The 22,989-nt window shown below is 64.7% G+C and carries 24 protein-coding genes and 2 pseudogenes; 17 read left to right on the top strand and 9 right to left on the bottom strand.

All coding sequences use genetic code 11. The features are described 5' to 3' along the window. Positions 1-281: 281 nt before the first annotated feature. On the top strand, positions 282-1,934 hold the full coding sequence (locus BMY30_RS05065) for a protein kinase domain-containing protein (protein WP_425283423.1): 1,653 nt from the start codon (positions 282-284) through the stop codon (positions 1,932-1,934). Between the two features lie 5 nt (positions 1,935-1,939). Here BMY30_RS05065 and BMY30_RS05060 read toward each other — a convergent pair whose 3' ends face one another. After that, positions 1,940-3,199, bottom strand: a complete 1,260-nt coding sequence (locus BMY30_RS05060; protein ID WP_089711272.1) for a 6-phosphofructokinase — start codon at positions 3,197-3,199, stop codon at positions 1,940-1,942. A 225-nt stretch (positions 3,200-3,424) separates the two neighbouring features. Here BMY30_RS05060 and mpl point away from each other — a divergent pair, with 225 nt between their 5' ends. Genes mpl through BMY30_RS05045 form a run of 3 tightly spaced genes read left to right on the top strand, consistent with a single transcriptional unit; the run spans position 3,425 to position 6,046 of the window. Next, entirely contained in the window at positions 3,425-4,819 is a 1,395-nt protein-coding gene (gene mpl, locus BMY30_RS05055; protein ID WP_089711270.1) for a UDP-N-acetylmuramate:L-alanyl-gamma-D-glutamyl-meso-diaminopimelate ligase, read from the top strand. Further along, positions 4,809-5,426 carry a flavin prenyltransferase UbiX gene (locus BMY30_RS05050; RefSeq protein ID WP_089711268.1) on the top strand — a complete coding sequence of 206 codons (618 nt, stop codon included), beginning with the start codon at positions 4,809-4,811 and terminating at the stop codon, positions 5,424-5,426. Before mpl ends, BMY30_RS05050 begins: the two co-directional genes overlap by 11 nt. After that, entirely contained in the window at positions 5,423-6,046 is a 624-nt protein-coding gene (locus BMY30_RS05045; RefSeq protein WP_170840077.1) for a LysE family translocator, read from the top strand. Before BMY30_RS05050 ends, BMY30_RS05045 begins: the two co-directional genes overlap by 4 nt. 46 nt (positions 6,047-6,092) lie before the next feature. Here the strand turns inward: BMY30_RS05045 and BMY30_RS05040 are convergent. Further along, a pseudogene (locus BMY30_RS05040) lies at positions 6,093-7,232 on the bottom strand (IS3 family transposase). Between the two features lie 95 nt (positions 7,233-7,327). On the opposite strand from BMY30_RS05040, the gene BMY30_RS05035 reads away from it, so the two are divergent. Then, positions 7,328-7,903 carry a recombinase family protein gene (locus BMY30_RS05035; RefSeq protein WP_089711266.1) on the top strand — a complete coding sequence of 192 codons (576 nt, stop codon included), beginning with the start codon at positions 7,328-7,330 and terminating at the stop codon, positions 7,901-7,903. On the opposite strand, the gene BMY30_RS05030 is transcribed toward BMY30_RS05035, so the two are convergent. The 3 genes from BMY30_RS05030 to BMY30_RS17810 all read right to left on the bottom strand — a co-directional run bounded on the left by BMY30_RS05030 (position 7,900) and on the right by BMY30_RS17810 (position 8,708). Then, complete coding sequence (locus tag BMY30_RS05030; protein ID WP_211607247.1) at positions 7,900-8,106, bottom strand: MbcA/ParS/Xre antitoxin family protein; 207 nt, start codon at positions 8,104-8,106, stop codon at positions 7,900-7,902. The genes BMY30_RS05035 and BMY30_RS05030 overlap by 4 nt on opposite strands. Positions 8,107-8,149: 43 nt before the next feature. Next, the gene (locus BMY30_RS05025) at positions 8,150-8,422 is read right to left on the bottom strand and encodes a helix-turn-helix domain-containing protein (RefSeq protein WP_089711261.1); all 273 of its coding nucleotides are present in this window, start codon (positions 8,420-8,422) and stop codon (positions 8,150-8,152) included. Positions 8,423-8,495: 73 nt separating this feature from the next. After that, the gene (locus BMY30_RS17810) at positions 8,496-8,708 is read right to left on the bottom strand and encodes an antitoxin Xre/MbcA/ParS toxin-binding domain-containing protein (RefSeq protein ID WP_089711258.1); all 213 of its coding nucleotides are present in this window, start codon (positions 8,706-8,708) and stop codon (positions 8,496-8,498) included. Positions 8,709-8,951: 243 nt separating this feature from the next. Between BMY30_RS17810 and BMY30_RS05015 the strand changes: the two genes are divergently transcribed. Beyond that, on the top strand, positions 8,952-9,131 hold the full coding sequence (locus BMY30_RS05015; RefSeq protein WP_089711256.1) for a hypothetical protein: 180 nt from the start codon (positions 8,952-8,954) through the stop codon (positions 9,129-9,131). Beyond that, entirely contained in the window at positions 9,128-9,397 is a 270-nt protein-coding gene (locus BMY30_RS18450) for a recombinase family protein (RefSeq protein WP_089711254.1), read from the top strand. Before BMY30_RS05015 ends, BMY30_RS18450 begins: the two co-directional genes overlap by 4 nt. 67 nt (positions 9,398-9,464) lie before the next feature. Here the strand turns inward: BMY30_RS18450 and BMY30_RS18445 are convergent. From BMY30_RS18445 to BMY30_RS04995, 4 genes and pseudogenes are all read right to left on the bottom strand, one after another. Beyond that, positions 9,465-9,621, bottom strand: a pseudogene (locus tag BMY30_RS18445) (transposase); the annotation flags it as partial. Positions 9,622-10,030: 409 nt separating this feature from the next. Beyond that, on the bottom strand, positions 10,031-11,434 hold the full coding sequence (locus BMY30_RS05005; RefSeq protein WP_089711252.1) for a bifunctional DedA family/phosphatase PAP2 family protein: 1,404 nt from the start codon (positions 11,432-11,434) through the stop codon (positions 10,031-10,033). A gap of 35 nt (positions 11,435-11,469) precedes the next feature. Then, complete coding sequence (locus BMY30_RS05000; RefSeq protein ID WP_089711250.1) at positions 11,470-12,405, bottom strand: GGDEF domain-containing protein; 936 nt, start codon at positions 12,403-12,405, stop codon at positions 11,470-11,472. Then, a complete protein-coding gene (locus BMY30_RS04995; RefSeq protein ID WP_089711248.1) occupies positions 12,398-13,267 on the bottom strand; it encodes a hypothetical protein in 870 nt (289 codons plus the stop codon). Before BMY30_RS04995 ends, BMY30_RS05000 begins: the two co-directional genes overlap by 8 nt. A 99-nt stretch (positions 13,268-13,366) precedes the next feature. Between BMY30_RS04995 and BMY30_RS04990 the strand changes: the two genes are divergently transcribed. The 10 genes from BMY30_RS04990 to BMY30_RS04945 all read left to right on the top strand — a co-directional run. Next, entirely contained in the window at positions 13,367-14,674 is a 1,308-nt protein-coding gene (locus BMY30_RS04990) for a glutamate-5-semialdehyde dehydrogenase (protein WP_089711246.1), read from the top strand. Between the two features lie 59 nt (positions 14,675-14,733). Beyond that, the gene (nadD, locus tag BMY30_RS04985; RefSeq protein ID WP_089711245.1) at positions 14,734-15,363 is read left to right on the top strand and encodes a nicotinate-nucleotide adenylyltransferase; all 630 of its coding nucleotides are present in this window, start codon (positions 14,734-14,736) and stop codon (positions 15,361-15,363) included. A 77-nt stretch (positions 15,364-15,440) separates the two neighbouring features. Next, entirely contained in the window at positions 15,441-15,809 is a 369-nt protein-coding gene (gene rsfS / locus BMY30_RS04980; RefSeq protein WP_089711243.1) for a ribosome silencing factor, read from the top strand. After that, positions 15,806-16,273, top strand: a complete 468-nt coding sequence (rlmH, locus tag BMY30_RS04975; RefSeq protein WP_089711241.1) for a 23S rRNA (pseudouridine(1915)-N(3))-methyltransferase RlmH — start codon at positions 15,806-15,808, stop codon at positions 16,271-16,273. The genes rsfS and rlmH overlap by 4 nt, the downstream gene beginning before the upstream one ends. 66 nt (positions 16,274-16,339) lie before the next feature. Continuing rightward, the gene (gene mrdA, locus BMY30_RS04970; protein WP_089711239.1) at positions 16,340-18,247 is read left to right on the top strand and encodes a penicillin-binding protein 2; all 1,908 of its coding nucleotides are present in this window, start codon (positions 16,340-16,342) and stop codon (positions 18,245-18,247) included. A gap of 2 nt (positions 18,248-18,249) precedes the next feature. Next, positions 18,250-19,410 carry a rod shape-determining protein RodA gene (gene rodA / locus BMY30_RS04965; protein ID WP_089711238.1) on the top strand — a complete coding sequence of 387 codons (1,161 nt, stop codon included), beginning with the start codon at positions 18,250-18,252 and terminating at the stop codon, positions 19,408-19,410. 35 nt (positions 19,411-19,445) lie between these two features. Then, positions 19,446-20,510 (top strand): lytic murein transglycosylase B, encoded by a 1,065-nt coding sequence (gene mltB / locus BMY30_RS04960; protein ID WP_089711236.1) that lies wholly within the window; start codon positions 19,446-19,448, stop codon positions 20,508-20,510. Beyond that, positions 20,507-21,430 carry a septal ring lytic transglycosylase RlpA family protein gene (locus BMY30_RS04955; protein WP_089711234.1) on the top strand — a complete coding sequence of 308 codons (924 nt, stop codon included), beginning with the start codon at positions 20,507-20,509 and terminating at the stop codon, positions 21,428-21,430. Before mltB ends, BMY30_RS04955 begins: the two co-directional genes overlap by 4 nt. Before the next feature lie 54 nt (positions 21,431-21,484). Further along, positions 21,485-22,687, top strand: coding sequence for a D-alanyl-D-alanine carboxypeptidase family protein (locus BMY30_RS04950; RefSeq protein WP_244516124.1), 1,203 nt, complete (start codon positions 21,485-21,487; stop codon positions 22,685-22,687). A gap of 108 nt (positions 22,688-22,795) precedes the next feature. Then, on the top strand, positions 22,796-22,989 hold a 194-nt coding region (locus tag BMY30_RS04945; RefSeq protein WP_483099047.1), incomplete at its 3' end, for a transposase.

Genomic DNA, 22,989 nt, shown 5'->3' with positions numbered 1-22,989 from the left:
GTTGGCGATAAAAAGGCTTGGCGAATCGGATAGGCGTAAAAATCCGCCGAATTATACGAAGCCGCGGCGGGGATTACCAATGGGCCTTAGGTGGCATGCGGGCCTTTGGTCGATGGGCCTGTCGGTTGGGCAGGGTGTATCATGAGCCTCCGATGGAAGGTGTCGGTCACCTTCAGGCTGATTGCGCCGATTGCGAGGAGAATGCCTTGACACCCGTGCAACTGTCACTGAGCTTCGGTCAGGCCTTCGTGGCGCCCGAGCGGCGGCGGCATCGCAGCTCGATGTCGGTGCGGTTTCCCGAGCCTCCCTTGCTCGCGGCGAAGGGTGCCTGCGCCCTGATCAGTGACTCCACCTTGCGCAATAACCTGGCCAAGCAGGCCGGAGATCTCAGTGTGAAAGGATTTCTGGCCGACTACTTCTCTACCCCTGACCATTGGGACGTCAAGACCTCGGCAACCCGCGTGCTGAGAGCGCTGAACGCCTGGTGCTTCAACCAGAACCGTCAGGTGTCGGACGGCAGCTATGTCTCATCTCTTTCCGCCATGGTCTACCGGGGGCGCGAGGCGCATCTCTTCCATATGGGCGATACCCTGGTGTTCCGCCTACGCGGTGCCGAGTTCGAGCAGCTCACTCGGGACCATGTCACTGATCTTGGCGGCTATCGCTACCCCTCCCGTGCCATGGGCATGGACAGCGGCCTGGAGATCGATTACGTCAGCATGCCGCTCAAGCAGGGGGACCTCTTCCTGTTTACCACTCAGGCGGTGCAGGGCACCCTGATGCCCTCGGACTATGTGCGGCTGATCCGCGAGGACGCGAGTGATCTGGATGCCGCTTGCGAGCGTTTGGCCGCGGCTGCCCGTGAACGGGCCCAGGAACGGGGGTATGGCGGCGATCAGTTCTGTTTCCAGCTGGTGCGCATCGATGCCTTGCCAGAAGCATCGGAGGATCGGCCCGGCCGAGTCTATGGCGACCTGCCGATTCCCCCCGAACTCTCGCCCGGCGATCGCCTGGACGGCCTCGAGGTGCTGTCGGTGCTATCGCGCACGGCACAGTCGCGGGTCTACCATGTGCACGACCTGCATAGTGGCCGCGAGATGGTGATGAAGGCGCCCAGTCCCGAGCTTTCCAGCCTCAATGCCTATCTGGAGCACTTCCTTCTGCAGCAGTGGGTAGTCGAGCGTGTCAAATCGCCCTTCGTGGTGCGCATCGTGGAGCCCTCACGGCAGCGACGCTTCCTCTACTATCTGATGGCCTATGTGAAAGGCGAGACCCTGGCCGAATGGGCCCGGCGCCATCCCCAGGCTTGCCTCAATCAGCGCCTCGACATTGCCAATCAGCTGGGCAAGGCGGTGCAGGCATTACACCTTCGCGACCTGCTGCATCAGCGTATCCATCCAGACAATGTGTTGATTGATTCGCATGGCCAGGTGGTGCTGGCCGATTTCAGTGCCTGCCATCTGCGCGACGTGGACGGTCACCGCCGTTCGATGGAGGTGGTTCGCCAACTCGGGCTGACCGAGCACAGCGCGCCCGAATATGCGCTGGAAGATGAAGTGGGTCGCCGCAGCGATCAGTATTCCCTGGCCTCGACCATCTACTGGCTGCTGACTGGCGAGCTGCCCTATACGCTGACCCCAGACCGGCTGCGCAGCCATACCGATCTGGAGCAGCTGGCCTATCGCAGCGCCCGCAGCCTCAACCCGGAGGTGTCAGAGGCCCTGGACGATGCCCTGCGACGAGCACTGGATCCCCAGCGTGCGCTGCGCTTCCGGCGGATGTCGGAGTTTCGTCGCGCGCTGCGCCTGCCCCGGGATCCGGGCAATGGCACGGCGGAGGGCGGCTCACGCAAACCGTCTGCGCCAACCCGCTTCTGGCAGGGCGTGGCGGGTATCCTTCTGCTGCTGCTGGTGCTCTCCTGGCTGCTGAGGTGACGCGCCTAGATCGTGAATTCCGGTAGCTTGCGCTCGACCCGGGCTCGCTTGAGGTGGGCCACCTTTGGCAGGCCGTTCTCGAAGGGCGGGAATTCCTCGCCCTGGATCAGCGGCGACAGGTACTGGCGGCAGGCCTGGGTAATGCCGAAGCCGTCATCACGGATGAACTCACGAGGCATGAGCTTCTCGCGATTGGCGACCTCGGCTAGCGGCGCCGCCTCGATGCGCCACTCGTAGGGCGTCTCACTGACGCGCTTGATTGCCGGCATCATGGAGTTCTTGCCCGCTATGGCCAGTTCCACGGCTTTCTCGCCCACCGCATAGGCCTGCTCGACGTCGGTCTTCGAGGCCAGGTGCCGAGCGGCGCGCTGCAGGTAGTCAGCCACGGCCCAGTGGTACTTGTAGCCCAGGTCCTGCTTGACCATACCGGCGAGCGTCGGCGCAACGCCGCCCAATTGGCGGTGGCCGAAGGCATCGGTGTTGCCGGAGTCGGCGAGGAAAGTGCCGTCCTCGTAGCGCGCGCCCTCGGAAACCACGATCACGCAGTAGCCGTATTGCTTGACCGATTCCTCCACCCGGGCCATGACCTTTGCGCGGTCGAAGTACACCTCGGGAAAGATGACCAGGTGGGGGGGCTCGCCTTCGCCCTGCCCGGCCAGCGCCCCGGCGGCAGCAATCCAGCCGGCATGACGCCCCATCACTTCGAGCACGAACACCTTGGTGGAAGTGGCACACATCGAGGCGATGTCCAGCGACGCCTCCAGGGTGGAGGTGGCAATGTACTTGGCCACGCTGCCGAAGCCCGGAGAGTTGTCGGTGATCGGCAGGTCGTTGTCCACGGTCTTGGGCACGTGGATGGCCGTCAGCGGATAGCCGAGCTTTTCGGAGAGCTGCGAGACCTTGAGGCAGGTATCGGCGCTGTCGCCGCCACCGTTGTAGAAGAAGTAGCGGATGTCGTGGGCCTTGAAGACCTCGATCAGCCGTTCGTACTGGGCGCGGTGTGTCTCGATGTCCTTGAGCTTGTAGCGGCAGGAGCCGAAGGCACCCCCCGGGGTATGACGCAGTGCGGCGATGGTCTCGTCCGACTCCTGACTGACGTCGATCAGGTCTTCGGTCAGGGCACCGATGATGCCGTTGTGGCCGGCGTAGACCTTGCCGATCCGGTCCGGATAGCGGCGGCAGGCTTCGATCACGCCGCAGGCACTGGCGTTGATCACGGCGGTGACGCCGCCGGACTGGGCGTAGAAGGCGTTGTGCTGGGCCATGGGGGCTTACCTGTTCCTAGTCACGTCGAGGGGTCCGAAAGCACGTGATTCTAGCCGAAAGTGGCATTGGCTGCACCTGCGCGGTCTGCCCCGGCGCCCCTAGTTGCGGCCAACTGCGGTAGCCCGGGCAGGCGAGGTCGGCAGCTGGAGCGTGCCGCGGGCGCCATGCTAGTCTCGCGCAGATCGCGCCGCGGCCAAGCGGCGGAAAACATTCCCGGAGCGCGCATGCACCTTCATATCCTCGGTATCTGCGGCACCTTCATGGGCAGTCTGGCGCTGCTCGCCCGCGAGCTGGGCATCACCGTCAGCGGTTCGGATGCCAATGTCTATCCGCCCATGAGCACTCAGCTCGAGGAGGCGGGCATCGTGCTGTGCGAAGGGTACTCGGCTGACAACCTCTTGCCCCGCCCGGATCGGGTGGTGGTCGGCAATGCTCTCTCCCGCGGTAACCCCGAGGTCGAAGCGGTGTTGGACCAGGGACTGCCCTACGTCTCCGGCCCCCAGTGGCTGGCCGAGGAGGTCCTCCCGGGGCGACGGGTGATCGCCGTGGCCGGCACCCACGGCAAGACAACCACGGCAAGCCTGCTGGCCTGGCTGCTGGAGTCCGGTGGCCTGGCACCGGGCTTCCTGATTGGCGGGGTGCCGCGCAACTTTGGCATATCGTCGCGGCTCGGCGCCCACGATGCCCCCTTCGTGGTGGAGGCCGATGAATACGACACGGCCTTCTTCGACAAGCGTTCCAAGTTCGTCCATTACCGGCCCGAGATCGCTATCCTCGCCAACCTGGAGTTCGATCACGCCGACATCTTCGACGATCTGCGTGCCATCGAGCGCCAGTTCCACCATCTGGTGCGAACCGTTCCCGGGCGGGGCCGCCTGTTGGTGGCCGATGGTGAGCCGGCCCTGGATCGGGTGCTCGAGATGGGCTGCTGGACCCCCGTGGAGCGCTTCGGCGCCCAGGCGACAAGCCCCTGGCGGCTGGAGCTTGAGCGCGAGGATGCCTCGCGCTTCCGGGTTATCCACGAGCACCACGATGCTGGGGTCGAGGTGAACGAGGATGCTGTGGTCGATTGGCCGCTGACAGGTGCTCACAACGCCCGCAATGCCCTGGCTGCCTTGGCGGCCGCAAGCGCCTGCGGGGTAGATTTGCCGCGCGCCGCCGCGGCATTGTCGCGATTCGCGACGCCGCGACGGCGCCAGGAACTGCGTGGGGAGGTGGCGGGTATTGAGGTGATCGACGACTTTGCCCATCACCCCACGGCCATCGCCGCCACCCTGGAGGGGCTGCGGGCCGCGACGCCGCGAGGGCGATTGCTGGCGGTGATCGAACCACGCTCCAATACCATGCGGCTGGGCACCTTGCGCGACCGGCTGGCGGCCAGCGTCGCGGCCGCCGATGCCGCCTTCTGGTTCCAGCCATCCGGGCTGGACTGGTCGTTGTCGCCGGTGCTCGAGGCGAGCCCGGTACCGGCCCGGCTACTTGATGACCTCGATGCCCTGGTGAATGCCCTGGTCGCCGAGGCACGACCGCTGGACCGTATCGTGGTGATGTCCAACGGCGGCTTCGGCGGTATCCACGAGAAGCTGTTGGCGGCGCTGGAGGTGGCTCATGCAGACTGAGCTGGGTGCCCCGGTCACGGTGGCACTGACTGGCGCCTCGGGTGCCCAGTACGGGCTGCGGCTGATCGAGGCGCTGGTGGCGGCTGACCACCAGGTCTGGGTGATGATCTCCAAGGCCGCCCACCTGGTGATCGCCACAGAGACCGATCGTGAGCTGCCGGCGCGTCCCGCCCGGCTTGCCGAGGTCCTCACCGAGCGCAGCGGGGCGGCACCCGGCCAGATACGCTGCTTCGGCCGCGAGGAGTGGATGGCGCCGGTCGCCTCGGGATCCGGGGCGCCCTCGGCCATGGTGATCTGCCCCTGCTCCACCGGCACCCTCTCGGCGGTAGCCACCGGGGCTAGTAACAACCTGATCGAGCGCGCTGCTGATGTGGCGCTCAAGGAGCGGCGCAAGCTGATCCTGGTGCCCCGCGAGACCCCCTTCTCGGCGATCCATCTCGAACATATGCTCGCCCTGACCCGCATGGGTGCAGTGATCCTGCCCGCCGCGCCGGGCTTTTATCACCAGCCGGCGTCGATAGACGATCTGGTAGACTTCATCGTGGCGCGGATTCTCAACCAGCTGGGGATCGCGCATCGCCTGATGTCCCGCTGGGGTGAGGCATGATCAACCTCTCGCTGCTGTCGGTGTTCGTGCCCACCTTCCTGCTGGTCTCGCTCACCCCCGGTATGTGCATGACCCTGGCCATGGTGCTGGGCATGACGCAGGGCGTGAAGCGCACTCTGTGGATGATGGCCGGCGAACTGGTGGGCGTGGGTCTGGTGGCCTTCGCTGCCGGCGCAGGGGTGGCGGCCCTGATGTTGCGCCAACCCGAGCTCTTTGCGCTTTTCAAGTGGCTGGGCGGCGCCTATCTCGGTTACCTCGGGGTAATGATGTGGCGCTCCCGGGGACGCATGGCCATTCCGCTGGAACTGGAAGCGGGGCCGCCTGCCGCCCGTGGTCAGCTGGCTCTGCAGGGGCTGGTGACCGCGGTGGCCAACCCCAAGGGCTGGGCTTTTTTCATGGCCTTGCTGCCGCCCTTCCTGGATGCCTCTCGCCCGCTGGTCATTCAGCTGGTGGCGTTGATTGCGGTGATCCTTACTATCGAGTTCATCTGCCTGTTGCTCTATGCCACCGGCGGGCGCACCCTGCGCCGTCTGCTCGGTGAAAGTGGCAACGTGCGGCTGCTCAATCGCCTTGCCGGAACCCTGATGGTCGGCGTGGGGCTCTGGCTGGCCCTGGGTTAGGCGCTGTCCGGAAACTGGCTGCGCTCGGCCATGGAGTTACCCCGGTTCAGTGGAGGGTACGCCGCTTTAGCCTGAGGCATGCCGCATGCTGACGCTCGAACTGTATAGGACTGGCATAGCCAGTCCCCGAGTGCCGGCGATGTGGGTTGCACCATCCTTCGATGAACGCGAAGACCGCCTGCTTCGCCTCTGCCGGCGTGGCAAACTACTTCCTGTCGACTTCGAGCAGTTCTCATTCCAGGGTGGCAAAGAAGCTCCCGGCCATCGAGTTATCATAGCAATCTCCGACCGATCCCATCGAGGGCCGAACGCCAGCCTTCCTGCAGCGCTCACCAAAGGCGATGGAGGTGTACTGGGCGGATTCAATCGGTTGTCGCAACATCTCGATATTCTCGATATGGGAGGTGTTGCATGGGACGATCACGTGGCTGGGGTGGCTGAAGACGTCCAGCACGACCGCCAGGTACAGCGTGGACGTTCCTGTCGGGATGTAGGTGATGTCGGCCGCATACAGGGTGTTGGGCCGGCTGGCCGTGAACTCTCGATTGACCAGGTCAGGGCGCTTCACGTGGTCAGAATTCCGCCGTGTCGTGACGATCCAGCGAAGGCGACAAACGCCTCTCAGGCCCGCCTGACGCATGAGACGAGCGACACGATTGGGGGTGACCCGCCAGCCCTCATCGGCAAGCTCAGCGCGGATACGCGGCGCCCCATAGGTGCCCATGGATCACCTTGATGCGCGCCATCAGCGCGCTGTCCGAGGCGTCTCTGGCGGAAGGCTGGCGGGAACGCCAAGCGCAGCAGTAGCCACTGGTGGAGAAACCCAGCACACGGCACATGGTGGCGATCCCATGATGGGCCCGATTCACTTCGACGAATCTGAAGAGCTCGGTGGTATGTTGTCGGTCTCCTGAGCGAATCAGGCCGCGGCCTTTGCCAAGCTCTCGCGCTCTTCGCGGAGCCGCTTGTTCTCACGGCGCAGGCGTCGCAGCTCTTCCTGCTCGGCACTGGTGGGGCCATCGTGGCGACGCCCCGCATCACGCTCGGCCTGCTTCAACCAGTTGTGAATGGTCTGAGCGGTGGGCTCGAGCTCCTTGGCCAGTTCTTCCGGGGTTCGACCCGTACGCGCCAGTTCGACGATCTGCTGCCGGAATTCGGCAGGGTAAGGGGCACGGGACTTGGGCATGGTGGACTCCTCCTTCTCAAAGGGTCGGGTGTCCACCGAACCGGGTCAACTTCATAAGATAGACGGACGGCATAACGGACAAAAAGGGGCGGCCAATGGCGCTGATCGGCTACGCGCGGGTCTCGACGGCGGAGCAGGACACCGCCTTGCAGACCGATGCGCTTCGCAAGGCGGGGTGCGAGCGAATCTTCGACGACACCGTCTCCGGGGCTAAATCTGACCGACCGGGCCTGACGGCCGCCTTGGCGTTTCTACGCGACGGGGATGTGCTGGTCGTGTGGCGACTGGATCGGCTGGGACGTTCGCTGCCGCATCTGATCGAGGTGGTCAGTACCCTGGAGGCGCGTGGTGTCGGGTTCCGGTCGCTGACCGAAAACATCGATACCACCACGCCCGGTGGGCGACTAATCTTCCATGTGTTCGGCGCCCTGGGGCAGTTCGAGCGTGACCTGATCCGTGATCGCGCCAAGGCGGGGCTGGCCGCTGCCGCCGCCCGTCGGCGCAAAGGGGGACGCAAGCCGGTCGTCACCGACGACAAACTGAAGCGGGCAAGAGAGCACCTGGCCAATGGGCTGAACGTCCGCGAGGCCGCCGCACGCATCAAGGTCAGCAAGACGGCTCTCTACGCCGCCTTGAAGGCCAGCCAGCCCAGCAGATCTAGCATCCCCTAGACCACTCCACCCCACTCCAGGGCGTGGAGAACCTGGCGAACCTGCCGCTCGCCTAGTTCTGTGTCACAAAGAGCAGACGGGGTGTGCCCCTCCAAGGCGGCGTTAGGACGGTTCATCCAGGAAATGGCTACCTCACGATCTTCAAAGACATCGGCCGCAAGGTTGACCACGGCGAGGATGCGGTCGTGGGTATTATGAGACACGGCAACCTCGCTTGTAGTTGTGTGAGCAGCTAGTGGCTGCTGGTCACACCGACAAGTTAGTAGCATTATCATGAGCCAGCCGGGACAAGCTAACTAGAGCCTCCAGGCTGAATCGACTGATACGCTCATTTACCAGGTCATTTAAGCGCGGCTGGGTAATCCCCAGGCGTTCGGCTGCCACTTCCTGGGTCACTTCCCATTCGGCCACGCGAGCAGCAATTTTTCCCATAAGCTCGGCGCGAAGCCGCAAGTTGTCTGCTTCCTCGGGGGTGTCCGCGATGGCATCCCACACGCTGCTAAAATGCTCATTCGCCATGTCGTATTCTCCTGTCCCTCCTTAGTCTTCTGAGGCAGCTTAAGCTACCAAAGATTCTTCAGTAGTTGCCGCCTCATCCAAGCCAGCCGGCCTCCAGTGATCGCAGATAGCGCAGTAGATCGTCGGCGCGCCCAGCACTCACCATCTGCTCGGCAGTCTGGTGGTCGAATACGTCAATCGGTTCATTGTAAAACCAATGGCGGGCGCGAGCCCTGGAGCCGCAAACCTGCTCGGCTGCATCCAGCACTGCCGTTGTATGCTTTTCAGTCGTGCTTGGTTCTACCATGGGGGCATTCCTAGGGTCTGATGAATTCCGGGGTGGATGGCCCCTGCCTTCATCACCCACGATCACGGGGCGCTCTTGAAGAAACTCGGCATTAGCTTTCGGCAGCTCAGGGAAGGACGCCCACGATGTCATGAAAGAAGTTCCTCAGCAGGTGCTGGACCTGATAGGCAGTCTAGCCGAAGAGTATCCAGACTTGATATTTATGCGAAGAAAACGAAGGTTTGTTTTCTATAAGGTGGCACGATGACACGAGAAGACGAAGAGCCGAGGCCTGGTACCGAGCGGACTATCCCCGACAGCCCGCGAGGGCGCCTGAAGGGTTCGGTGCAGGGGTACCATGAGCCGTTCGAGCCGGTGGGCATCGAGGACTGGGAGGCATTGGGCCTCGAGGATGACACGGAAACGCCGGGAGGTAGCGCATGATCATCGGCTACGCCCGCGTCAGCACCCAGGACCAGAACCCCCAGCTGCAGCGTGACGCCCTCGAGGAGGCTGGCTGTGAGCAGGTCTTCGAGGAGCGTGTTACCGGCACCAAGCGAGAGCGCCCCGAACTGCAGGCCTGCCTGCGTACCCTACGCGACGGCGACTGTCTGACGGATCAATCCAGCTACGACGCGACACGGCAGGTTGATTCCGGACTTTTTCTCAGCCAGTCGAGTTCCATCTTCAGCCGGCCTATCTCGCTGTAGAGCTTCTCGTCGGTCTGGTACTCGGCCTTCGGCTTGGGGCCGCGCTTCTTGTCGAACAGCGTCGAGGAATCCTCGAGCAGGGCCTTCTTCCACTGGCTGACCTGCACCGGATGAACCCCGGACTCTTGCCCGATCTCGTTGGCCGTCTTGAGCCCCCTGACCGCCTCCAGGGCCACCTTGGCCTTGAGTTCCGGGGAGTGGTTGTTCCGCTTCTGCCTCGACATGATCGATCCCTTCGAAATCGGCTTGGCTATAGCTTAAACCGGTGTCTTGATTTCAGGATCCACTATAGGCCAAGGAGAATGCGGTCTGGATGAGTATGAGGTGAGGCGCTGGGCCAGTTGGCATCGCCACATTACCTTGTCGCTGCTGGCCCACGCCTTGCTGGTGGCGATTCGGCAGGCGAGCTAGCAGCAAAAAAACTGTTGCTGATAGGGTTCAGTAGACACTCTCCGAGCTCAGGCGGCTAATAGGGAGATGTCTATGGCAAGGACATCAGGCCTTCTCCCATGTGCTTCATTGGTCGGACTGGCGACGAAAGCACCAGTACCGGGCTTGGCAGTGCCACTGTCGGCAGCAGCAAGCCCGGATGGCAATGCATGAACGATCACAGCAGTAGTTATGGCTGCAGTACTAGACCGCCGGCAGCCAGGCGATCCGCGCCGCGACCAGCACCAGCGAGGCGACACCTAGCAGATGCCAGGGACAGGGACCGAGGCCTGGGCGAGGCTGTCTCTGCCAGGCCAGCTGCACCAGGGCGCAGACCACCAGGCCGAGTAGGGCACCACCGATCAGGTCGCTGAGCCAGTGCACTCCGATTAGCAGGCGCGACAGGGCCATCGGCAGAATCACGGCAATGGCGGCCCAGTAGGCCAGGAAACGCCTGCCCCGGGGCAGTTCCCGGCTGGCGAAGGCGGCGGCCATGCCGAATAACACCACGGCAGTCGAGGTGTGGGCGCTGGGGTAGGAAAAGGAGTCAGCCAGATGGGCCGGGGTGTTCGGCCGCGCCCGGCCGATGGCCGCTTTGAGCAGGGTGTTGAGCAGGGCGATGCCGACCAGCCCGCCGGCGATGTGCCAGAAGGCCGGCAGATGGCGTCGCCACAGCAGCCAGGCCGCCCAAGGCAGGGCCAGAGCGAGCACGCCCAGCAGGTCGCCGGCCTTGGCCATGATCCCGCCGAAGACGGCCAGGCCAGGCAGTGCGAGGCTCTCCAGCAGTCTTGCGAGCTGCAGGTCCATGGCCAATGGCCCCGCGTGGTGGATGACCACCAGGGTCCAGGCCGACAGGGCCGCCAGAGAGAGGAGGAGCAGCAACCAGGAGGCCAGGGGTGGCTCAACGTCATGGGGCGGAGAGAGCAACCGCCACAGGTGCCGGCCGAGGGAACTGCGCCGCGACAGCCCGACCAGTCCGCGATAGACCATTCCGTCGCGGGTTACCAGATGGCGACACCAGGAGAAGGCTACCGCCAGCAGGATAACCAGCACGCCGAGGCCGATCAGCCAGGGCCTGAGTCCCTCGGGCAGGTCCAGCAGTTGCTGCCAGGTCCGTCCCAGCAGATAGCCCGGTAGCACATAGGCGGGAGCCCAGAGCAGTGCCGATCCCAGGTTGGCCCAGGTGTAGGTGCGGGGGGACATCTTCAACATGCCGGCGATCAATGGCACCACAGGCCTCACCGGGCCCACGAAGCGTCCCAGGACGACCGACAACGAGCCATGGCGCTGGAAGAAGCGGGCACCCCGCGCCAACCACTCAGGATGCAGCGATAGCGGCCACATTGCCGTCACCCGTTCGCGCTGGGTATAGCCGAGCAGGAAGCTTACACCATCGCCTGCCACTGCACCGAGGAAGGCGGCGCCGAGCACTGGGACTACGGCCTGGTCATGGTGTCCGGCCAGTGAGGTGGCGGCAGTCATCAGAACTACGCCCGGGACCAGCAGCCCGACCAGCGCCAGGGATTCCACCAGCGCAATGGCGGCGATGATCAGCAACAGCAGACCCGGAGAGGGCGCCAGTTGGAAGAGGGTATCGGAGATGCTCAAGGGGGCTCCATTGCCGTACGTTAACGGATTCGCTGTTATCCGTCTGCCAGCGACTGGCTGGTCACCTGTAGCCGCTGCTCGAATCGTTGCCAGGACTCTCCCGGGCGCGTCCGGCAGAGGCGCAGTCGCGCCTCTAGCTGGCCGGTTTCCGTCAGGTTGGCCTGCTCGAGGGCCTGGCCAAGCCGCTGCTGAACCAACAGGGCACCGCTCTCAGTGGTGTCGGGCAGCACCAGCCAGAAATCCGCCGGGCCCTCCCGGCCAAGGATGTCTTGATCGCGGCAACGGCTGGCGACGGCCTGACAGAATCCGTCCAGCAGGGCCTGACGTGCACGGGGACCGAACTGCTCCTCCGCCATCTCAAGCTGGGGCAGGTGGGCCAGCATCACGGCCAGTGGCTGCCCGAGCAATGCGGCACGTTCGGCCTCACTGGCCAGTCGTAGGTGCAGGGTCTCGCGTCCTACCGCCGGGCATTCGGGATCGAGGGGGTCGGTGGCCCTCAGCAGGGCGTGCTGACGAACCTGTTCCCAAGGGACCAGTGCCGCCACGATCACTAACGTCAGGTAGCTCAGCAGCATGTCGCGGTCGAGCTCGCCATTGCCGAGTAGTGCCAGCCATACCGGCGTCAGCGCTAGGTTGAGCAGCATGGCCGGGCCCAGTGGCAGCAGCAGCAGGGTCAGGACGGGCGGCAACCCGACCCAGAGAGACGGTAGCCCGGACTGTCGGGGCAGTTCGACGGCGATCAGCAGATAGCCGCAGATCAGCACCAGATAGGCAGCCAGCCTTGAGTGATCCTCACGCGTCACGCTCAGCAGGGTCGCCACCAGCATCAGCAGAAAAAGGCCAGCGGGGAGGGGGATTCGCTCATACTCCCCCATCAAATAAAGCCAAAGGGCCATGCCCAGCAGCAGCAGAGCGCCACTGGCATACCATGCGGCGTACAGCTGCAGGAAGCGCTGTCGTCGATCAGGCATTGGCCGCTTCCCCGATGACCTCGAGTGCTGTTGTCTGTCGGGCGAGAGTTTGTCGCTCGTCTTCCAGTGACACCAGGTCCGCCAGGGCGATTGCCCTGACAGGGCCCCTTGCCTCGAGATGGAGGCACAACATTTCGCGACGTTCCTTGGCCTCACGACGGTTACGGCTGAGCAGGATCACGGCCAGGGTCTGCGAATCGAGGCGGTAGCAAGGCTCGAAGCTGTGGGTCAGACGACAGAGCCGCTGGGCCAGTGACCAGCAGCGATGTCGCGAGGTCTGCAACAGGAGTAGCTCGGTATGCACCCCTTCATGATGGCCGCGGCTTCGCTCAAGGGCGAGGTCATGGGCCAGCCTGTCGCCGGGCCACAGCGACAGGCCGGGGACCAGACGGGCCCGGCGCAGGGTGCTCTGGCGCAGCGCGCGAAGGTCGAGGGCCCTGGACAGCCCCAGCAGCATCAGGGCCGCGAGCAGCAGGCCGGCAAGGACCCACTGCTCGAGCCCCAGTTGTTCGCGCAGTGGCCACCAGGTGGCCAGGGCCAGCAGGGCCTCGAGCAGCAGGATCCAGCGAGGTTGGGGAAGCATCAGCAGCACCGCCCAGGCCCACAGCCAAGTGATGTGCCGCTCGGGGGCCACCCATAACAGGGCGGCCAGCAGCAGGCCGGGTAGCAGCTGCCAGGGCACCATGGCGGGACGCCGATGGTTGAAGGCGAGCAGCAGCGCGGTAACGGCCAGCCAGGTTGCCGCCAGCCACAGCAGCAGGGCATCGGTCAGGGTGGTCGTGGCACTGGCCAGCAAGGCCAGCAGCACCGACGCGATCAGCAGGTTGCCGCGCAGCAGCCCGACTTTGTACTTGGTCTGCATGGTGGCTTAGTATGAACTCCTTCCCGTTTCACGGCACAGTATAACGCCGGCATTGCCGTTGTCTCGCGGCGACGCCGGCCCCAGGAGACACGCAACGGCATGACTGCTCAAGCCTCCCGCTCGGACCATGACCCGGCAACCCCCGACATCGGCGATGTCGACGCTTACATGCAGCGCCTGGGGCAGGGCGCCCGCGAGGCCGCCACCCGGATGCGTCGCGTCGACACCGCAGCCAAGAACACTGCCCTGATGGCCATGGCCGACCATCTCGAGCAGGCCCGTGGCGAGGTGCTGGCAGCCAATGCCCGCGATCTTGCCCGGGGGCGCGAGAGCGGCCTGGAGGCTGCCCTGCTCGATCGGCTGGCGCTGGACGATACGCGTCTCGATGCCATGATCGACGGTCTTGCCCAGGTTGCTGCCCTGCCGGACCCGGTAGGCGCGATCGATGGCCTGCGCTCGCGGCCCAGCGGTATTCAGGTGGGCCAGATGCGTGTGCCGCTCGGCGTGGTCGGTATCATCTACGAGTCACGCCCCAACGTCACTCTGGAGGCGGCGAGCCTGTGCCTGAAGTCGGGCAATGCGGCCATCCTGCGCGGTGGCTCCGAGGCGCGTGATTCCAACGCCGCCATCGCTGCCTGCATCCGCGCCGGGCTCGCTCGGGCCGCTCTTCCCGAGAGTGCCGTCCAGGTGGTGGCGACTACCGATCGCGCAGCCGTGGGCCGTCTGATCAGCATGCCGGAGTACGTCGACGTGATCATCCCTCGCGGTGGCAAGTCGTTGATCGAGCGCATCACTCGGGAGGCGAGGGTGCCGGTGATCAAGCACCTCGACGGTGTCTGCCACGTCTACATCGATGCCAGCGCCGATCTCGACAAGGCCCTGGCCATTGCGGTCAATGCCAAGACCCACCGCTACGGCACCTGCAATACCATGGAGACCCTGCTGGTCGATGCACCGCTGGCCGAGACACTCCTGCCGACCCTGGCTCGCGCCTACGCCGAGCATGGTGTGGAACTGCGGGGCTGCGAGCGGACGCGGGCGATTCTGACTGACATCGCAGTGGCCAGTGAGGCGGACTGGCAGGCGGAGTACCTGGCCCCGGTGCTGGCCATCCGCGTGGTCGACGGTATCGACGCCGCGATGGCGCATATCGAGCGATATGGCTCACGGCACACCGATGCCATCGTCACCGAGCATTATGGCCTGGCGCGACGCTTCCTCGCCGAGGTGGACTCCAGTTCGGTGATGGTCAACGCATCGACTCGCTTTGCCGATGGCTTCGAGTACGGGTTGGGGGCCGAGATCGGCATTTCCACCGATCGCCTGCATGCCCGGGGTCCCGTAGGGCTCGAAGGGCTGACCACCCACAAGTACGTGGTGCTCGGCGACGGCCAGGTGCGCCAGTGAGTCAATCGGGCCTGCCCGTCAGGGCCGACCGAGACCCATCATCACCGCCCCGGATCGCCATGCTCGGCGGTACCTTCGATCCGGTGCACCTCGGGCACCTGCGCAGTGCCGTGGAGCTTCGCGAGGCGCTGGCCCTGGACCGCGTGCACCTGGTGCCCGCGGCCACGCCGCCGCTGCGCGGCGAGCCCCGGGTCGCACCCACCGATCGCCTCGCCCTGTTGCGCCTGGGGATCGGTGATACGCCGGGCCTGGTCGCCGACCCCCGTGAACTCGAGCGTGATGGGCCCTCCTACAGTGCTGATACCCTCGCCTCGCTGCGCGAGGAGCTGGGCTTTGATGCGCGGCTGGTGATGGCGCTGGGCCACGATGCCTTCCTGCGCCTGGCCGACTGGCACGAGCCAGAGCGTCTTTTCGAGCTGGCCCATGTGGTGGTGATCGATCGGCCGGATCACCAGGCTGCACTGCCCGACGCGCTGGTCGAACTGTTGGCCGGGCGTGAGGTCGAGGATAGTGAGGCACTGATGGCTCGGCCCGCCGGGAGGCTGCTGCGTCTCAGGCTGCCATCGCGCATGGCGATCTCGGCCACTGAGGTGCGCCGGCGCCTGATGGCGGGTTTCAGCGTTCGCTACCTGCTGCCGGAAGCGGTGGAGTCGCACATTCTGTCGTGGGGCCTCTATCGGCATGGTTGAGTGCTGCCCAGGCGGGCGTCAAGTCGGTACAATGGGAAGGAGAATTTCCCGCTGATGAAGGGCTGACACGAAGGGCTATGCATATCGACGCACTCAAGACTCTGGTGATCGACGCACTGGAGGACCTCAAGGCCCAGGACATCGCCGTCCTGGATGTCTCACGTCTGACCAGCGTGACCGATCTGATGGTGGTGGCCAGCGGTACTTCGAGCCGCCATGTGGCGGCGCTGGCCGGCAACGTGATCCAGGCTGCCAAGGAGCAGGATATCCCGCCGCTGGGTGTCGAGGGTGAGAATGGTGCCGACTGGGTGCTGGTCGACCTGGGCAACCTGGTGGTGCACGTGATGCTGCCCGATACCCGACAGCTCTACGATCTGGAGCGACTCTGGGCCGACCTGCCCAACGAGTCGGAATCCCGGCTCGAGGAAGGGGCGCACTTTTCATGAGGATCCGCCTGTTGGCGGTGGGCACTCGCATGCCCGACTGGGTGTCGCGAGGTGTCGAAGAGTATCGCAAGCGCCTGCCCAGGGACTTCGCCCTGGAGGTGGAGGAGATTGTCCCCGGGCAGCGCGGCAAGAACGCCGATGTGTCCCGGGCCATGGCACTGGAAGCTGAGCGCATCCGCGGGCGCCTCAAGGGCGGAGAGCATCTTGTGGCCCTGGAGGTGGGGGGCAAGCCCTGGAGTACCGAGCAACTTGCCAGGGAAGCCGATGCTTGGCGCCACGAGGGAGGTGACGTGGCGCTGCTGGTGGGTGGCCCCGATGGCCTGGAGCCGTCGCTCTCGGCGAGTGCCGACCAGCGCTGGTCGCTGTCGCCGCTGACCTTGCCGCACCCCTTGGTACGCATTCTCCTCGCCGAACAGCTATACCGTGCCTGGACCCTGCTGGTCGGCCATCCCTATCACCGTTGAAGGCCGGTTTCGGTTGATCACCGCCGAAGGCGCTTCCGCTTAATCATCCCGAGGTCATCAGCGAGCATGCGTTGGCGCCGTGAACCCCTGAAGAGCCCGGAACAGGAGCTGCGTGTCTTTCGCATGCGCTCGCTGCTCGCCGTGTTGATAGTGGTATGCTTGACCGCGCTGCTGGGCGGGCGGTTGTTCTACCTGCAGGTGGTGCAACATGAGGTCTACAGCACGCGTTCCGAGGAGAATCGCGTTCGGGTGGAGCCATTGCCGCCCACCCGCGGGCTGATCTACGATCGAAACGGCGTGCTGCTGGCCGAGAATCGCCCCACCTACAATCTCACCCTGGTGCGGGAACGCGTCGAAGACCTGGATGCCACCCTGGCGCTGCTGGTGGATCTGCTGGAGATCCCCGAAGAGGAAGTCGAGGCCTTTCGAGTGCGATCCCGCCAGCGTCAGCGCCCCTTCCAGCCGGCGCTGCTGATGAGTGATCTTGACGAGGACCAGATCGCCCGACTGGCCGTCAACCGTCATCGCCTGCCCGGTGTCGAAGTGGAGGCCCAGCTGCTGCGCTACTATCCCAACGCCGAGACAATGGTGCATGCCTTGGGCTATGTGGGTCGTATCAACGCCGAGGAGCTCGCGGGCCTGGATGCAGGCAACTATGCCGGTACCCACTTCATCGGCAAGACAGGGGTGGAGCGCTTCTACGAGGACGAGCTTCACGGCAAGGCAGGGCTGCGCAAGGTGGAAACCAATGCCCGAGGCCGAGTGCTGCGCGAGCTCGGTCACACCGACCCGGTACCGGGAAAGGATCTGACCCTGACCCTGGACAGCGAGCTTCAGAAGCTCGCCGTGGAGCTACTCGATGGCCGCCGCGGGTCGATTGTGGCGATCGCCCCGGGGAGCGGCGAGATCCTCGCCCTGGCTTCGGTGCCGGGGTTCGACAGCAACCAGTTTGTCACTGGCATCGACGTTGCTTCCTATCGGGCGCTCCAGGAGGACCTGGACTTGCCGCTCTACAACCGGGCCATCCGCGGTCATTATCCACCCGGCTCCACCATCAAGCCCTTCCTGGCCCTGGCGGGCCTGGCCGAGGGCAAGATCACCCCTGACAGCACTATCCGCGACCCCGGCTACTTCCAACTGCCCAACGACTCTCGGCGCTACCGCAACTGGCTTCGCTGGGGTCATGGTCGCGTAGATCTGGAACGGGCCATCGCCGTTTCCAACAACACCTATTTCTATACCCTGGCCCATGACCTGGGTATTGACCGCATCCACGAGAACATGTCGGCCTTCGGCTTCGGCCAACGCGTTGCCCACGATGTCCAGGGCGAGAGCGATGCGCTGATGCCCTCCCGGGACTGGAAGCGGGGCCGTTTCAACCAGCCCTGGTACCCTGGCGAGACCCTCTCGGTAGGCATCGGCCAAGGCTATTGGCAGCTTACTCCGCTGCAGCTGGCCACCGCCACGTCGGTGTTGGCCAATCGCGGTGAATGGGTCAAACCGCGACTGGCCCAGCAGATCGGTGACGAGGAGGTGCCCGTCGATTTGCCCGGTACCCCACCAGACATCACGCTCGACAACGAGGAATGGTGGGACCGGGTCTTCTCCGGTATGGAGAAGGTGATCTCGGGCCATGAGGGCACTGCGCGGCGTATCGGTAAGGATCTGGAGTATCGGATGGCGGGCAAGTCCGGCACCGCCCAAGTGTTCTCCCTGGGCCAGGATCAGAAGTACAACGCTGACGAACTCAGGGAGCGGCTGCGCGACCATGCCCTCTTCATGGCCTTTGCGCCGGTGGAGGAGCCTCAGATCGCCGTGGCGGTGATCGTCGAGAATGCCGGCGGGGGCAGCACTCACGCCGCTCACCTGGCCAAGGCGATGACCGACGCCTGGCTGCTCGAGGAGGAGGCCCCTGATACCGAGGAGGTTCGTGAGGTGCTCGAGCGCGAGGATGGCCGGGTGACGGGGAACTGACGATGATCTGGAGCGAGCTGACCCGTGCCCTGCGCCCCCATCCTGTGAAGCCCTCGCTGAGCGGTATTGCCCGGCGACGCAGCCTCTGGGAACGGGTTCACCTGGATCCCTGGCTACTCGGTATGCTGCTGGTGCTGATGCTGGCTGGGTTGGTGGTGCTCTATAGCGCCAGTGGCCAGCGTCTGTCGGTGGTGACCGCCCAGGCTATCCGCTTCGGCGTGGCCTTGGTGGTGATGGTAGGCCTTGCACAGCTGTCGCCTACGACCCTGCTGCGCTGGACGCCATCGGTCTATGTGGCCGTGCTGCTCATGCTGGTGGCCGTGGAGCTGATCGGCGACATGGGCATGGGCGCTCAGCGCTGGCTGGAGATTCCCGGGGTGATTCGCTTCCAGCCCTCGGAGCTGATGAAGCTGGCGATGCCGATGATGGTCGCTGCCTGGTTGAGCCGCCAGCCGCTTCCGCCGCGTTGGCGCGATCTGTTGGTCTGTGCGGCGATCATCGGCCTGCCGGTGGTGCTGATCGCCAAGCAGCCGGATCTGGGGACCTCGCTGCTGGTCACTTCCGCGGGAGTGTTCGTTATCCTGCTGGCGGGTCTCTCCTGGCGCTTCATCCTGTTCTGTGGGGTGTTGGCGGCATCCGCACTGCCGCTATTGTGGATGAACCTTCACAATTACCAGCGCCAGCGGGTTCTGACCTTCCTCGACCCCGAGAGCGATCCGCTGGGAGCAGGCTGGAACATCATCCAGTCGACCACCGCCATCGGCAGCGGCGGCTTCTGGGGCAAGGGATGGCTACAAGGCACCCAGTCACAGTTGGAGTTCCTGCCCGAGCGCCACACCGACTTCATCGTCGCGGTGCTCGGTGAAGAGTTCGGACTGATGGGAATGCTGGCCTTCCTGCTGCTCTATCTGATGATCGTGGGTCGCGGCCTGTGGCTTGCCGGCGCCGCCCAGGAAACCTTCGGGCGCCTGGTGGCGGGCAGCATCATCCTGACCTTCTTAATCTATGTCTTCGTCAACGTGGGCATGGTCAGCGGCATCCTGCCGGTGGTCGGCGTGCCGCTGCCGCTGGTCAGCTACGGAGGGACCTCCAGCGTGACCTTGATGGCGGGTTTCGGTATTCTCATGGCCATTCATGCCCACCGCCGCCTGCTGCCACGCTAGTGACGCCAGGCCGCATTTCAGGGAGAGGCAACAGCATGACGGTGACCCGGTTTCATCGATCGAGAGCGCTGGCAGCGATCGCCGGCGTCGGCTTGTCGCTGCTGACGTTGACGGCCGCTGCGGCGGATTTCGACCCGCACCAGCACGAGGGGTCTCGTTCCCTGGTCGATGAACTGGTCGACCAGGGAATCGATCGCGACTGGCTGGAACGCGCCATGGGGGAGGCCGTCTATCGGCAGGGCGTGCTGGATGCCATGGCCGGCGCCGCCGAGCACCGCCTGACCTGGCATGAGTATCGCGCCATCTTCCTGGATGCCCCGCGCATCGCCAACGGGGTGGCCTTCATCGAGGCCCATCAGCCGGCCTTCGCCAGGGCTGAGGACGAGTACGGTGTGCCGCCCGAGGTCATTGCCGCCATCATCGGCGTCGAGACCCGCTATGGGGGCGTCACCGGCAACCACCGCGTCCTCGACTCCCTGTCGACCCTGGCGTTCCATCATCCCCGTCGGGGCCGCTTCTTTCGTGGTGAGCTGGCCGCTTTTCTGGAGATTGCCCACGAGCAGCAGCGCTCACCCGGTAGCCTGACCGGCTCCTACGCGGGCGCCATGGGCTATCCGCAGTTCATCCCCACCAGCTATCGGGCCTACGCGGTGGACTTCGACGATGACGGCCTGCGCGATCTATGGACCAATCCGGTGGATGCCATCGGCAGCGTTGCCAACTACTTCGCCGAACATGGCTGGCGGCCCGGTGAGCCTGTCTATCACGAGGCCGAGGGCCCCGCCTCGCCTCCCGAGGGAGTGGCGTTCAATCATACCCGCCCGCCCGAGGCGACGGTCGCCGAACTGAGCGCTGCGGGAATCGAGCCACGCATGGCTCTGGACGCCGATCTCAAGGTGGTTCCGCTGGTACTCGAACAGGCAGGTGGTGAGTCGAACTACCGGCTGGCCCGCTACAACTTCTATGTGATCACGCGCTATAACCACAGTCACCTCTATGCCATGGCGGTGACAGAGCTGGCCGAGGCGATTGCCGAGGCACGAGGCCTGGAGCCCCACTGGCTCGACGCCACCGATACCGCCTCGGAGGAAGCCCCATGAAACGCACCTGTGCAGCATTGAGTGTGATGTTGCTTCTGATCGGCTGTGCCGGGGGCGGTGGTGGGCCCCGTCCTGTCACCGACGAGGTGTCCAACAAGTCGCCGGCCGCTTCGGCGGGGGGCGGGCGCTATGCCCTGGCCGGCGACGCCTATCCCGAGGATCCGCCCGATGTCGATGCAGTGCCGGATGCGGTGCCGCGTCGTGAAGCGCGCTCCAGGGGAGGCAACGCCTCGCCCTACGAGGTATGGGGCAAGCGCTATGAGGTGATGGCGGATGCGAGTGGCTACAGCCGTCGGGGCAAGGCCTCTTGGTACGGCGAGAAGTTCCATGGGTATGCGACGTCCAACGGCGAGATCTATGACATGTACAAGATGAGCGCCGCCCATCGCTCCTTGCCCCTGCCCAGCTTCGTCCGCGTTACCAGCCTGGAGAGCGACCGCTCGGCGATTGTGCGGGTCAATGATCGCGGCCCCTTTCATAGCGATCGCGAGATTGATCTCTCCTATGCGGCGGCGGCCCGCCTGGGCATTCTCGAGCAGGGCACCGGACGAGTCAGGGTCGAGGCCATCGACGTGGAGCGCTGGACCGCCGACAACGATGATGCCTCTCGGTCACGAGGAGGCTCGTCGCCCCGCGAGGAGATGGTGACGCCGGATGACGGGTCCAGTGCTCGCGACCAGCCGGTGGCTGGTAGCGGCGTCTTTTTGCAGGTGGCGGCCTTGGGCTCCGCCGACAGTGCTCGACAGCTGAAGTCGCGCCTGGAGGGTGAGATCGATCGTCCCGTGCGGGTCGCCAGTGCCACCGGTCTCTATCGCGTCCAGGTCGGCCCCCTGGACCATGCTGGCCAGGTGGATCCCCTCCGCGAGCAGCTGCGCCGAGCAGGCTTTGCCCAGGCCTTCGTCGTCAACGATGCCGACTGAGTCGACACCCTTTTTCCGAACTAAACCGCGATGCCCTTGATGAGAGTCCTTGCCATGAGATTCACGCTTTTCTTCCGTCGCCTCCGGCTGTTGCCGCTGCTGCTGGCCGGCCTGCTGTTGGTCGTCTCACAGGCTACGGCACAGGTCGTCACGGCGCCGCAGACCATGATCCCCTCGCCGCCCCAACTGGCCGCAACCTCCTGGATCCTGATGGATGCCAACAGCGGAAGGGTGCTGGTCGAGCACAATGCCGATGAGCGGCTGCCGCCAGCCAGCTTGACCAAGCTGATGACGGCCTACCTCGTGGAGCGTGAACTCGACCGCGGCAATATCTCACCGGATGATCTCGTGCCCATCAGCGAGAAGGCCTGGCGCACCGGTGGCTCCAAGATGTTCATCGAAGTCGATACCCAAGTCACGGTCGACGAGTTGCTCAAGGGCATCATCATCGTCTCCGGCAACGATGCCAGCGTAGCCATGGCCGAGTACCTGTCCGGTGGCGAGCGCCCCTTCGCCGACCTGATGAACCAGCACGCCACCCGACTGGGCATGCACAACACCAATTTCGTCAACGCGACCGGCCTGCCCGACGAGGATCACTACTCTTCGGCCCGCGACCTGGCGCTGCTGTCCCAGCACATCATCAACGACTACCCGGAACACTACGCAACCTACGCCAAGAAGCAGTTCAGCTATGGTGGCATCGAACAGCCCAACCGCAACCGTCTGTTATGGCGTGACAGCAGCGTCGATGGCCTAAAGACTGGCTGGACGGAGGCCGCGGGTTACTGCCTGGTCGCTTCGGCCAAGCGCGATGATATGCGCCTGATCTCGGTGGTCATGGGCACCGCATCCGAGGAGGCCCGCGCCCAGGAGACCCAGAAGCTGCTTAGTTACGGTTTCCGCTACTACGAGACCCTCAAGCTCTATGAAGCCGGTGCCGTGCTCAATACGCCACGTGTGTGGGGTGGCGACAAGAACGAATTGCGCGTCGGCGTCGACCGCGACGTGTTCATGACCGTACCGCGTGCGCGCAGCGATGAGCTCACCGCCAAGCTCGATATCCAGGCCGATCTTACTGCGCCCATTACGGCGGGGGATCGGGTAGGGACCATGGAGGTACGCCAGGCTGATGAGGTTGTCGGCGAGCGCCCACTGGTCGCCCTCGAGGGGATCGAAGAGGGAGGGCTGTTCAAGCGCCTCTTCGACCAGGTTCTTCGCTTCTTCAGCAACCTGGTCGGCGGCTGGTTCGACTAAGGCCCTGTCCCCCTTAGGGAAACGCTGCACAAATCTCGCCGCAGCTGCCTGATGGGTACCGGCGGGGTATAATCTGACCTTCCTGCCATCGTCTGACAGAGCCACCCGATGAAGCAGATCTCGTTCGCCCAGGCTGAGCACCAGAACAAGAAGAAGGTTACCCGCCGAGAGCGGTTCCTGGCCCAGATGAATGCCCTGGTGCCATGGCAACGACTGATCGACGCACTGTCGCCGTCCTACTTTCCGAATTCGGCAGGCAAGCGGGGCCGGCCGCCGATTGGCCTGGAGCGAATGCTGCGGAT

Source organism: Halomonas daqiaonensis (assembly GCF_900109725.1).
Taxonomy (GTDB): Bacteria; Pseudomonadota; Gammaproteobacteria; order Pseudomonadales; family Halomonadaceae; genus Halomonas; species Halomonas daqiaonensis.
Note: the sequence above shows the minus strand (reverse complement) of the source record. Positions and strands in the feature narration are given on the sequence as shown.